Here is a 12,242-nt window from a genome sequence, read left to right on the forward strand (position 1 = left end):
TTTTCATGGTGCTGCGGCTCGCCCGCGCTCAGGCGAGCGTGGCCAAGGCCTGCTCGATATCGGCGCGCAAATCGGCTTCGTCTTCGAGACCCACGTAGAAACGCACCAGCGTGCCGCGATGCGGCCAGTTCGCAGCCGTGCGCATCGACGTGACGTGATACGGCATCACGAGGCTGTGCGACCCGCCCCAACTCCAGCCGAGCGCAAACAGTTCGAGCGCTTCACAGAACGAGTCGATCTGCGCGGGCGTATAGCGTTCGTCGAACACCACCGAAAAGAGCCCGCCCGCGCCGGTGAAATCGCGCACGAACGATGCGTGGCCCGGACAGTCCTCAAACGCCGGATGCAGCATCGCCGCAATCTCACCGCGCGTCTTGAGCCAGCTTGCAAGCGCGAACGCGCTTTTTTCGTGCGCTTCGAAACGCGCCTTCATGCTGGGCAGCGCGCGCAGCACGAGCGAACAGTCGTCCGATGACACGCCGATGCCAAGCCGCATGCGCGCCTGCTTGAGCTTCAGATGCAGCGCGTGGTCCTTCGTGATCGTCGCGCCCATCAGCACGTCGCTGCCGCCCGACTGATACTTCGTGAGCGCCTGAACGGAAATGTCGATGCCGTGTTCGAACGGCTTGAACGCGAGCCCGGCCGAATACGTGTTGTCGATTGCCGTCACCACATTGCGCGCGCGGGCCGCGGTCGTGATCGCGCGCACGTCCGGCACTTCCATCGTCACCGAGCCCGGCGCTTCCAGCCAGATCAGCTTCGTGGCGGGCAGGATCAGATCGGCGATGCCCGCGCCGATCAGCGGATCGTAGTAGCGCACCGTGATGCCGAAGTCGCGCGCGAGCCAGTCGCCATGCTCGCGGTTCGGCGAGTAGACGTTATCGGGAATCAGCACGTCGTCGCCCGCCTTCACGAGCCCAAAGTAGACGTTCGAGATCGCCGACAACCCCGACGGCTGCAAGAGCGCGTAGTCGCCGCCTTCGATTTGCGCGAGGCGCTGGGTCAGCATGGCCGAGGTCGGCGTTGCATGCAGGCCGTAGCGCCACTGCGAGTCGTCGCGCCAGTCGAGCGCGCGCACCGTCGCGAGATCGGGAAACACCACCGTCGAAGCGCGCGTAACCGGCGCGGCGAACGATTCGAAACCCGGCGTGATCTCGTCTTGCGAATGGACGATGCGCGTCTGCAACGCGCGGCTGGTGTCGTTTTTCTTCATGGGGTTACTCGCCGGTCTTGAGATTGCTGACGCCGTTCACGGCCTGGCCGCCTTGTGCTGCGGGTTCTGCGGACGGCTCCATCACAGCCGCGGCGGATGGCGGCGGCACCGGCTGTCCGGCCGTGAGCAGCTTCAGATCGAAGGCGGTCTGGTTCGAGTCGTCCACTTCCATGCGCGCGCCCGAAATCGAGCCGTCGGCGGCAAATGTGCCGACCCAGTTGCCGGTGATATGCGTGCCGTCGTTCGACTCCTCGGCTTCGAGCGTGGTGCCGTCGTGGTCGCCCGCGATCAGGATCACTTCGCCCGTATCGCTGAACTGATACTCGCCGTGCACGCCGGTTGGATCGTCGGATTGCGGGCCGAGCCGCATCACGATCTGGCGCTTGCCGAGCATGCCGGCGTAACGCGTGAAATGCGCGAACTCGGGGTTCGGCTTGAGCGGCTTGAGCGGATTAAGCGGCTGAGAGGCCGCGGACGGCGCGGCGGTTTCCTTCGCCGCATCGGCGGCTTGCTGCGCGCGTGCGCCGGGCGGCAGCGCGAGGGCGAGCGCTGCCAGCGCGCACGCCGCCCGCATCACGCCGCGCGACGCGGCGACCCGTTGTGTTGAGGTCGATACTTCCATCTGGCTCCTTCCTTCGAGTGCGCCGCGCAGCAGTCAGCCGTGCGAACGCGTCAGATGCGCTCGAACACGGCGGCAATGCCCTGCCCGCCGCCGATGCACATCGTCACGAGCGCATAGCGCCCGCCGGTCCGATGCAGTTCGTAAAGCGCCTTCACGGTGATCAGCGCGCCGGTCGCGCCGATCGGGTGGCCAAGCGAAATGCCCGAGCCGTTCGGATTCACCTTCGCCGGGTCGAGGCCGAGTTCCTGCGATACGGCGCAGGCCTGCGCGGCGAACGCCTCGTTCGCCTCGATCACGTCGAGATCGGCGGCCGTGATGCCCGCGCGTTCGAGCGCCCGCTGCGTGGCCGGCACCGGGCCGATGCCCATGTACGCCGGATCGACGCCCGCGTGCGCGTACGAGACGAGGCGCGCCAGCGGCTTTGCGCCCCGCGCACGGGCCGCTTCGCTGCTCATCAGCAGGACGGCAGCGGCGGCGTCGTTGATGCCCGACGCGTTGCCCGCGGTCACCGTGCCGTTTTCCTTCGCGAATACCGGCTTGAGCTTCGAGAAGTCTTCCAGCACGGCGTCGGTGCGAACGTGTTCGTCGGTGTCGAAGACGACTTCGCCCTTTTTCGACTTGATCGCCACCGGCAGGATCTGATCCTTGAAACGGCCCTCGGCAATCGCCCTCGCTGCGCGGCGATGCGACTCGAGCGCGAGCGCGTCCTGCGCCTCGCGCGTGATGCCGAATTTCGTCGCGACGTTTTCCGCCGTCACGCCCATGTGGATCGACTGGAACGGATCGTGGAGCGCGCCGAGCATCATGTCGATGAGCGGTGCGTCGCCCATGCGCTGGCCAAAACGCGCGGCCGGGACGGTATAGGGCGCACGGCTCATGCTTTCGGCGCCTCCGCCGATGGCGATGTCCGCGTCGCCGAGCAGAATGGATTGCGCGGCCGATACGATCGCCTGCAAACCCGAGCCGCACAGACGGTTCACGGTCAGCGCGGGCGCATGCTGCGCGACGCCGCCGTTGAGCGCCACGACGCGCGCGAGGTACATGTCCTTCGGTTCGGTATGCACGACGTTGCCGAACACCACATGACCGATGTCATCGCCCGCCACGTTCGCGCGCGAGAGCACCTCGCGCACGACGCGCGCGCCGAGATCCGTCGGTGCGAAGTCCTTCAGGCTGCCGCCGAAGTCGCCGATTGCGGTGCGTACACCGCTCACCACCACCACTTCTCGTTGCATCGCTTGCTCCTCGTCTGTCTGCATGGAAAGTTGATGTTCTGTATGCGGTGCGGCACCGGGCGCGTAGTTCACCCTCAGGTCACCCTCAGGTCGCCCTCAGGTCGTCCTCAGTTCGTCATCCGGTGGCCAGCAGCCTTTCGACCGCCTCGCGGTACGGAATCGGCGCGATGGCGCCGTAGCCTTGCGTCGAAAGCGCAGCCGCCGCGTTCGCGTAACGGGCCGCCGCGAACGGATCGTCGCCCGACACGATACGCGCGATGAACGCGCCGCCAAAGCAATCGCCCGCCCCCGTCGCATCCACCGCGGAGGCGACGCAGCAAGGCACCACCCGGCGCTCGCTGGCCGTCGCCACATAGGCGCCGTCCTTGCCGAGCTTCAGCGCGACGACGCGCGGCCCGCGCGCCAGCAGCCAGTCGACGATCGCATCGCGGTCGTCGAGACCTGTCAGCAGCGTGACGTCATCCCAGCTCGGCAGGCAGATATCGGTGACGCGCAGCGCTTCGGTCATCACCGCGCGCGCCCGCGCGAGCGGCCAGAGTTTCAGGCGCAGGTTCGTGTCGAAGCTGATCTCGCCGCCATGTGCGTGGACGTGGTCGATGGCTGCGAACGCGGCGTCGCACGCACTCGTGCTGATCGCGAGGCTGATGCCCGAGAGATGCAGTACGCGCGCGGCAGCAAGCGCGTCGAGCGGCAGATCGCGCGGCGCATAGCGGCTCGCCGCCGACCCCGCGCGCAGATAGTCGAACGCATGGCCGGACGGCCCGTGCGAGACGAAATAGACGCCGGTCGGTGCATCCGCATCGATACGGACGTTGGCCGTATCGACGCCTTCGCTCGACCACAGATCGAGCAGCAGCCGCCCGAACCGGTCGTTGCCGAGCGCCGAGACGAAGCCCGTGCGCACACCCTGGCGCGCAGCGGCAACGCAGAAGTTGGAGGCATCGCCGCCGAAGCCTTGCAGATAGTCGCGCTTGCCCTCCGACGCCTGGTTGAACTCCACCATCGCCTCGCCAAACGCGAGCACCTGCGCGGCGCCTGCATCCATGCGCGTCAGACCTCGCCCCACAGATCGTGGCCGTCCGCGCCGGTGATCTTCACCGACACGAAGTCGCCCACCTTGTAGCGCTTCGATGCCTTGACCGAAGGCGCGACGTAGACGACGCCGTCGATCTCGGGTGCGTCGGCGGACGTACGGCCGATGCCGCCGTCGGGGTTGATCTCGTCGATCAGCACCTTCAGCGTCTTGCCGACCTTGCGCTGCATGCGCTTCGCCGAGACCTGTTCCGCCACTTCCATGAAGCGCGCGCGGCGTTCCTCGCGCACTTCGTCGGGCAATGCGCCGTCGAGTTCGTTGGCCGTCGCGCCTTCGACGGGCGAGTAGGCGAAGCACCCCACGCGATCGAGTTCCGCCTCGCGGATGAAATCGAGCAGCGTCTCGAACTGCTCTTCCGTTTCGCCCGGAAAGCCCGCGATAAACGTGCTGCGGATCGTCAGATCCGGGCAGATCGCGCGCCAGGTCTTCACGCGCTCGAGCACCTTCTCCGCATTCGCGGGACGCTTCATGCGCTTGAGCACCTCGGGATGCGCGTGCTGGAACGGCACGTCGAGATACGGCAGAACGTGGCCCTTGTACGGGCCTTCGGCCATCATCGGGATGATTTCGTCGACGCTCGGATACGGATACACGTAATGCAGACGCACCCATGCGCCGTGGCGCGCGGCCAGCTCGCCGAGCGCGCCGACGAGTTCGGTCATGCGCGTCTTGAGCGGACGGCCGTCCCAGAAGCCGGTGCGGAACTTGACGTCGGCGCCGTAGGCGCTCGTGTCCTGCGAGATGACGAGCAACTCCTTCACACCCGACTTGAAGAGGTTCTCGGCTTCGAGCATCACGTCGGCGACCGGGCGCGACACGAGATCGCCGCGCATCGACGGAATGATGCAGAACGTGCAGCGATGGTTGCAGCCTTCGGAAATCTTCAGGTACGCGTAATGGCGCGGCGTGAGCTTCACGCCCGCGGGCGGCACGAGATCGACGAACGGGTCGTGGGGCTTGGGCAGATGGATGTGCACGGCCTGCATGACTTCGCTGGCGGCCTGCGGCCCGGTGACGGCGAGCACCTTCGGATGCACGTCCTCGATGAGGTTGGTGCCGCTCGCGCTCTGCTTCGCGCCGAGACACCCCGTGACGATCACCTTGCCGTTTTCGTGGAGCGCTTCGCCGATGGCGTCGAGGCTTTCCTGCACGGCTTCGTCGATGAAACCGCAGGTGTTGACCACGACCAGGTCGGCGCCGTCGTAGGTGCCCGAGATTTCATAACCCTCCGCGCGCAACTGGGTGATGATCTGCTCGGAGTCCACGAGCGCCTTCGGGCAGCCGAGGGAAACCATCCCGACTCGCGGCGCAGGATTACTGGAGGTCGTTGATTCAACTGGATTTTTCACGTGTACATCCGGATGTGGAGCGCACGGCGGGAAAGCGCGGTGCGAGATCAGGCCAATCGCGCATTTTACCTGTATGTCATAGCGCGCGCCGCTGCTTTGCCGGGTAGCCGCATGGAAAGTCGGGGCGGATTACGGGTGTGCTTTCCCGACGTCGGCGGGCCGGGGAAAGTGCGGTGACGGGGGAGCAATCGCGGCAACACCCACCGCACCCCTGCCGAACGTTGCGAATATTTCGATTATTTCGTATATTTCACTTACAACGTTTGAGGGCCCTCGGTAGTGCTTCGCCTTCGACGGCTAGAAGTGCAAATGCCATAACTAAACATCAGTGCAGTGAGGAAGTGCCATGCTCAGCAAAAATGACTTGCTCGATACTGTCCTGGACGAAAAGGAAGCGGAACTGGCGAAGACGGCGCAACGCTGCATCGTGGCGGCACTCGACCATTCCAAAGCGGTCAACCTTGCGCTCGTCGAAGATGGGGTTGAACGGCTCACAGACGGCACGCCTTTGCTCCGCTTGCCCCCCAAAGTTCTGCGGCTGTTTGCAAACATGCTGGGAGCCTTATCGCAAGGACAGCCAGTTGCGTTCTTGCCGCAATCGATGGATCTAACCACCCAGCAAGCAGCGACGCTTCTCAACGTGTCGCGCCCGTATCTTGTGGGACTGCTGGAAGGCGGAACGATCCCATTCCACAAGGTCGGGAAGCATCGACGCATTAGTCTGGAAGACGCGCTGAAATTCAAAGAGGAGCGGAGAAAGGCTTCGTCCGATGCCTTGGCGGCACTCTCCGAGCAAGCGCAAGAACTCGGCATGGGATATTGATGGCAGGGTCCCTCGCCTACACAGCAGTGCTCGATGCCTGTGTTCTGTATCCCGCCCCGGTACGGGACTTAATGCTAAGCCTGTCCGTGGCGGGCCTGTTTCGCGCCCGTTGGGCCGAGGACATCCACAACGAGTGGATTCGAAATTTGCTCAAGCAGCGCAACGACCTGCAACCCGAAGCCCTGCAGCGCACCCGGCAGATGATGGACCAGTCAGTGCCGGACTGTCTAATTACAGGGTATGCGTCCTTTATCGAGTCGCTAGAACTCCCCGCCCCCAATGATCGCCACGTCCTGGCCGCAGCGATTGTCGGCCATGCAGACTCCATTGTTACCTTCAACAGGAAGGATTTCCCCAACGAAGTCGCACACAATCACGGAATTGAAATTCTCCACCCGGACGATTTCCTGACCTCACAGTACGACCTGGATCCTGTCCAGACCCTGACAACTGTGAAGGAAGTCCGATCAAGGTTAAAACGACCGCCGCTCTCAGCCAGCGAGCATCTCGACAAGCTCGAAGCCACCGGGCTGCCGCAGACATGCCAGAAGCTGCGCGAAGCGATCGAGTTGATTTGAAGGCAGTGATGCGCAAAGAGCCGCGCCGCGCAGATACTGCTGCGCGGCCCGCAGACGCGCCAACGGCTCCACAGTGCGATCCGCGAAGCAAATAGCGCGCGAGACGAATCCACGCGCGCCGAGCCCCCCAAGGCCTTACTTCTTCTCGTCCTCACTACGCTCCGGCGCGCTCTGCCCAGGCGCCGCGGGCTTGAACGGGAAGCTGCTGAACATGTTCTTCGCCTGGCTCTGCATCTGCTCCTGCATCTGCACGAACATGTTCTTCGATTGCTCGATATAGTTCGTCATCATGCCCTGCATCATGGGCGCCTGCATGTTCATGAACTGCGACCACACTTCGGGGTTCATCGCGTTGCCTTCGTAGAGGCTCTTCGACTGATCCGCGAGTTTGTTCTGAATATCGATGAACGCCTGAATGTTCTTTTCCAGGTACGTGCCCATCATGCCCTGCATGGCATGACCGTAGAAGCGGATGATCTGCGACAGCATCGACGACGAGAACATCGGCAGGCCGCCGCTCTCCTCTTCGAGGATGATCTGCAGCAGGATGCTGCGCGTGAGATCCTCGTTGGTCTTCGCATCGATGACCTTGAACTCCTCCTGATCGAGCACGAGTTGCTTCACGTCGGACAACGTGATGTAGGTGCTCGTTTCCGTGTCGTAGAGCCGACGGTTCGGATATTTCTTGATGAGTCGTTCGGCGGTCTTCTTTGTAGTCGTCATATGTCGCCCTTGTTCGCCCGGCACGCGCCTCGCGTGCGAGCCTTGTTCGGCAGCGGCGTCTGTCCCGGTGTGACAACAGACACGCTGCCGTTGTGGATCCATGCGCTGCCCTGCGCCCCGAAATGCGGATGCGGCACGCCGGATCAGCCCATGTGCAACCCGCCGTTCAGCGAGAAGTCTGCACCGGTTGCGAAGCCCGACTCGTCGGAGGCGAGCCACGCGACGATCGAAGCGATTTCCTCGGGCGCGCCAAGGCGGCGCACGGGAATCGTCGCAACGATCTTCTCCAGCACGTCGGGACGGATCGACTTCACCATGTCCGTGCCGATATAGCCCGGCGAAACCGTGTTGACGGTCACGCCCTTCGTCGCCACTTCCTGCGCGAGGGCCATCGTGAAGCCGTGAATGCCGGCTTTCGCCGTCGAATAGTTGGTTTGACCGAACTGGCCTTTTTGCCCGTTCACCGACGAAATATTGATGATGCGGCCCCAGCCGCGCTCGACCATGCCGTCGATGACCTGCTTGGTGACGTTGAAGAGGCTCGTGAGGTTCGTATCGATGACGGCGGTCCAGTCTTCGCGCGTCATCTTGCGGAACACGACATCGCGCGTGATGCCCGCGTTGTTGACCAGCACGTCGATCTCGCCGACTTCGGCCTTGACTTTGTCGAACGCCTGCCGCGTGGAATCCCAGTCGCCGACATTGCCTTCCGAAGCGATGAATTCATAACCCGCGGCCTTCTGGTCCTCGATCCATTTCACGCGACGTGGCGAGTTCGGTCCACACCCGGCGACCACCGTGAAGCCCTGCTTGGCGAGGCGCTGGCAGATACCCGTGCCAATACCGCCCATACCGCCGGTTACATACGCAATTCGCTGTGACATAAGCCAAACTCCATTATCGTTTTCCAGAGCGTTACACGACCGCTCAGGTCTCGCTCCTTACTTCGTCCCGCCCGTGCTGCAGCTTCGGTTGCGGCGTTTCTATCAGTTTGTACCTGGTTGTACCCGTGTGTACCCATTAGTACCTCACGCCGCCCTCAGCACACTACATCCGCACCAATCCGCACTACATTGCATTGTTTTCACTACCGCCGCGATTGCGCGCTTCATTGCTCACACTTCATCGCGCAATCGCGGCGCGCAAGCGAGCCGCCACCGGCCCGCTGCGCAACTACCTCACAGACGTTACGGACGCTCGACTGCGAGCGCCACGCCCATGCCGCCGCCGATACACAGCGAAGCCAGGCCGCGCTTCGCGTCGCGGCGCTGCATTTCATGCAGCAGCGTAACGAGGATACGGCAGCCAGAAGCGCCGATCGGGTGACCGATTGCGATGGCGCCGCCGTTCACGTTGATCTTCGACGTGTCCCAGCCCATCTGCTTGTTCACGGCCAGTGCCTGCGCGGCGAACGCTTCGTTGATCTCCATGAGATCGAGGTCCTGCGGCGTCCAGCCTGCACGCTCGAGGCAGCGCTTCGAGGCGGGCACCGGGCCCATGCCCATGACCTTCGGATCGACGCCCGCGTTCGAGTACGCCTTGATGCGCGCGAGCGGCTTCAGACCCAGCGCTTCGGCCTTCTTCGCCGACATCACGATCACCGCCGCCGCGCCGTCGTTGAGGCCCGACGCATTCGCAGCCGTCACCGTGCCTTCCTTCTGGAACGCCGGCTTCAGGCCCGCGAGCGCTTCGGCCGTGACGCCATGGCGCACGAATTCGTCGGTCTTGAAGAGAAGCGGCTCGCCCTTGCGTTGGGGGATCTCGACCGGCACGATTTCGGCGTCGAAGCGACCCGCCTTTTGCGCGGCCTCGGCCTTGTTCTGCGACAGCGCCGCGAACGCGTCCTGCTCTTCGCGCGTGATGCCGTATTCGTGCGCGACGTTTTCCGCCGTCACGCCCATGTGGTACTGGTTGTACACGTCCCACAGGCCGTCGACGATCATGCTGTCGATCAGCTTCGCATCGCCCATGCGGAAGCCGTCGCGCGAACCCGGCAGCACGTGCGGCGCGGCGCTCATGTTTTCCTGGCCGCCCGCGACGATAATTTCCGCCTCGCCCGCGATGATCGCGTTGGCGGCCAGCATCACCGCCCTCAGGCCCGAGCCGCAGACCTTGTTGATCGTCATGGCGGGAATGGCGGAGGGCAAGCCCGCCTTGAGCGACGCCTGGCGTGCGACGTTCTGGCCCGAAGCGGCCGTCAGCACCTGGCCCATGATCACTTCGCTCACCTGCTCGGGCTTGATGCCCGCGCGCTCCAGCGCCGCCTTGATTACCACGGCGCCCAGATCGGGGGCCGCGATTTTCGCAAGCGTGCCGCCGAATTTGCCCACCGCGGTACGCGCGGCCGATACGATCACGATGTCGGTCATTTTGAGTTCCTTCGGGCAGCGCGACGTCACAGGAGGCGCCACCCCGTCGAGTTAAAAACCCATTCCGCAGCAAGACGCGTCAGTCGCGCTGCTGCACGTAACGGCCCGGAGCCGGTTCGATTTCCGGAAATTCCGCCGATCCGGCCTGGGCGCGCGGCTTCACCTTCTTGCCGCCGTACTGATCGAGCCATTGCGCCCACGTTGGCCACCAGCTACCGGGTTTCTCCTCGGCTTCGCCCAACCATGCGTCAGCGTCGGTCGGCAGATGCTTCGCATCGGTCTCGACACTCCAGAAGCTGCGCTTGTTTTTCGAAGCCGGATTGATCACGCCTGCAATATGCCCCGACGCACCGAGCACGAAATGCAGCGGTCCCGAAAGCAGCGGCACCGATGCATAAGCCGTGCGCCACGGCACGATGTGATCTTCGCGCGAACCGTAGATGAACGTCGGCACATCGATGCGCGAGAGGTCCACCTGTTCGCCGCACACCGTGAGCGCGCCGGGCTCGCGCAACTTGTTCTCGAGGTACGTATTGCGCAGATACCACGCGTACATCGGGCCGGGCAGGCTCGTCGAGTCGCTGTTCCAGTACAGCAGATCGAACGGTGCGGGCGTGCGGCCCTTGAGATAGTTGTCGACGACGTAGTTCCAGACCAGATCGTTCGGGCGCAGGAACGAGAACGTGTTGGCGAATTCGACGCCGCGCATCACGCCGGGCGTTCCACCGTTCTTGCCGCCGATGGTCTGCTCGCGCATCTGCACGTGCGATTCGTCGACGAACACGTCGAGCACGCCCGTATCCGCGAAATCGAGCATCGCGGTGAGCAGCGTCATCGACGCGGCCGGGTGCTCTCCGCGCGCGGCCTCGACGGCGAGCCCGGTGGCCAGCATCGTGCCGCCGACGCAAAAGCCGAGCGTGTTGATCTGCTCGCGGCCGCTGATGCTGCGCACCGTATCGATCGCCTTGAGCACGCCGTCTTCGATGTAGTCATCCCACGTCTTGTGGGCAATCGACGCGTCGCCGTTGTGCCAGGAGATCAGGAACACCTGCTGGCCCTGTTCGAGTGCGTACGCAACCAGTGAATTCTCGGGCTGCAGGTCGAGGATGTAGAACTTGTTGATACACGGCGGCACGATCAGGAGCGGCCGTTCGCGCACGCTCGCCGTGCGCGGCTTGTACTGGATCAACTGGAACAGTTCGTTCTCGAACACGACCGCGCCTTCGGTCGACGCGAGATTGCGGCCCACGACGAATCGCGACTCGTCGGTCTGCGATATTTTGCCGCGCGTGAGGTCGCCAAGCAGATTCATTACGCCCTGGCGCAGGCTTTCTCCGTGCGATTCGAGCAAGGCGCTCTGCGCGTCCGGATTGAGCGCGAAGAAATTGCTCGGCGAGGTCGCCGCGGTCCACTGCTGGACCGCGAAGCGAATGCGCTCGCGCGTTTTCGGATCGGTGTCGATGGCGTCGACGAGTTCGTGCAGATAGCGCGCATTCAACAGATACCAGGCTGCCGTGAATGCATAGGCAGGCGTCGCTTTCCAGGCATCGGAGCTAAAGCGGCGGTCCTTGAGTTCCGGCGCTTTCGGCTCGGTATCCGCGGCCTGACGCAACAGTTCGAGCGCGTCACGCGAGTAGTCGGCCTGCAGCTGCTGCAGGCGCACGGGCTCGATGGATGCACTGGGGAATCTGGGCGGCTCGAAAGGTGCAGCGTGCGCAGCGGCGCCATTGCCCGCCTGCGGCCACCAGCCGTTTTGCAGCGGCGCGCCCGCGACCTTGCCTTGCGCTTGCTGCGCAGCATTCATGGCGTTGCGCCAGGCTGAAGTCCACGCGTCGAGTATCTGCTGCATTCCGGCGGCATCGGGAGTGAATTGCTGCGCACCGCTCGTAGAGGCGCTAGCGCCCGGAGAATTCGTGGAACGTTGAGATGCCGTCATACCTGCTTTTGACCGATGTGTCCCGGAAGACTGGTTGAGAGGCAGGCGGTCCGCACACGGGCACGACCGCGTCGCACCACGTTACGTCCTGTCCCGTAGGTGTGGGACATTTTTGCTCCCCACGGCAAAGCATGTCAATGCTTGGGCCCGATTTTGCCGCACCGCGATATTTTTTTAATTATCGTTTTCCCGATGTAACCAGACGCTTAATTGATTCAATCGAGCGCACGCCGATGCGCGTGCGAAAAAAAGCCCATTGCGCCCAAGCGCTTGCAGCATGATCGGCTCCGCCGCTGCATTA

At 63.8% G+C, this 12,242-nt stretch carries 11 protein-coding genes; 2 read left to right on the forward strand and 9 right to left on the reverse strand.

Features of this window, described 5'->3' with window-relative positions; all coding sequences use genetic code 11:
• Nucleotides 1-28 precede the first annotated feature (28 nt).
• From ACFPTO_RS04750 to rimO, 5 genes are all read right to left on the reverse strand, one after another.
• Nucleotides 29-1,213, reverse strand: a complete 1,185-nt coding sequence (locus tag ACFPTO_RS04750) for a cystathionine beta-lyase (protein ID WP_377709830.1) — start codon at nucleotides 1,211-1,213, stop codon at nucleotides 29-31.
• Between the two features lie 4 nt (nucleotides 1,214-1,217).
• On the reverse strand, nucleotides 1,218-1,835 hold the full coding sequence (locus ACFPTO_RS04755) for a hypothetical protein (RefSeq protein WP_377709832.1): 618 nt from the start codon (nucleotides 1,833-1,835) through the stop codon (nucleotides 1,218-1,220).
• 50 nt (nucleotides 1,836-1,885) lie between these two features.
• Nucleotides 1,886-3,094 carry a beta-ketothiolase BktB gene (gene bktB / locus ACFPTO_RS04760; RefSeq protein WP_377709834.1) on the reverse strand — a complete coding sequence of 403 codons (1,209 nt, stop codon included), beginning with the start codon at nucleotides 3,092-3,094 and terminating at the stop codon, nucleotides 1,886-1,888.
• A 91-nt stretch (nucleotides 3,095-3,185) separates the two neighbouring features.
• Nucleotides 3,186-4,115: a sugar kinase gene (locus tag ACFPTO_RS04765; RefSeq protein ID WP_377709836.1), complete on the reverse strand. Its 930-nt coding sequence runs from the start codon at nucleotides 4,113-4,115 to the stop codon at nucleotides 3,186-3,188.
• A 5-nt stretch (nucleotides 4,116-4,120) separates the two neighbouring features.
• Nucleotides 4,121-5,458 (reverse strand): 30S ribosomal protein S12 methylthiotransferase RimO, encoded by a 1,338-nt coding sequence (rimO, locus tag ACFPTO_RS04770; RefSeq protein ID WP_377709837.1) that lies wholly within the window; start codon nucleotides 5,456-5,458, stop codon nucleotides 4,121-4,123.
• A 400-nt stretch (nucleotides 5,459-5,858) separates the two neighbouring features.
• Here rimO and ACFPTO_RS04775 point away from each other — a divergent pair, with 400 nt between their 5' ends.
• Both ACFPTO_RS04775 and ACFPTO_RS04780 read left to right on the forward strand, forming a co-directional pair.
• Entirely contained in the window at nucleotides 5,859-6,335 is a 477-nt protein-coding gene (locus ACFPTO_RS04775) for a helix-turn-helix domain-containing protein (RefSeq protein ID WP_377709839.1), read from the forward strand.
• On the forward strand, nucleotides 6,335-6,913 hold the full coding sequence (locus ACFPTO_RS04780; RefSeq protein WP_377709841.1) for a PIN domain-containing protein: 579 nt from the start codon (nucleotides 6,335-6,337) through the stop codon (nucleotides 6,911-6,913). The genes ACFPTO_RS04775 and ACFPTO_RS04780 overlap by 1 nt, the downstream gene beginning before the upstream one ends.
• A 135-nt stretch (nucleotides 6,914-7,048) precedes the next feature.
• Here ACFPTO_RS04780 and phaR read toward each other — a convergent pair whose 3' ends face one another.
• From phaR to phaC, 4 genes are all read right to left on the reverse strand, one after another.
• Nucleotides 7,049-7,636 carry a polyhydroxyalkanoate synthesis repressor PhaR gene (gene phaR, locus ACFPTO_RS04785; RefSeq protein ID WP_377709843.1) on the reverse strand — a complete coding sequence of 196 codons (588 nt, stop codon included), beginning with the start codon at nucleotides 7,634-7,636 and terminating at the stop codon, nucleotides 7,049-7,051.
• 143 nt (nucleotides 7,637-7,779) lie between these two features.
• Entirely contained in the window at nucleotides 7,780-8,520 is a 741-nt protein-coding gene (locus ACFPTO_RS04790; protein WP_293037229.1) for a 3-ketoacyl-ACP reductase, read from the reverse strand.
• Between the two features lie 303 nt (nucleotides 8,521-8,823).
• Entirely contained in the window at nucleotides 8,824-10,005 is a 1,182-nt protein-coding gene (locus ACFPTO_RS04795) for an acetyl-CoA C-acetyltransferase (RefSeq protein ID WP_377709845.1), read from the reverse strand.
• Nucleotides 10,006-10,084: 79 nt separating this feature from the next.
• Nucleotides 10,085-11,941 carry a class I poly(R)-hydroxyalkanoic acid synthase gene (gene phaC / locus ACFPTO_RS04800; RefSeq protein WP_377709846.1) on the reverse strand — a complete coding sequence of 619 codons (1,857 nt, stop codon included), beginning with the start codon at nucleotides 11,939-11,941 and terminating at the stop codon, nucleotides 10,085-10,087.
• Nucleotides 11,942-12,242: the final 301 nt, after the last annotated feature.

This window comes from Paraburkholderia denitrificans (assembly GCF_042655705.1).
GTDB classification, from domain to species: Bacteria; Pseudomonadota; Gammaproteobacteria; order Burkholderiales; family Burkholderiaceae; genus Paraburkholderia; species Paraburkholderia denitrificans.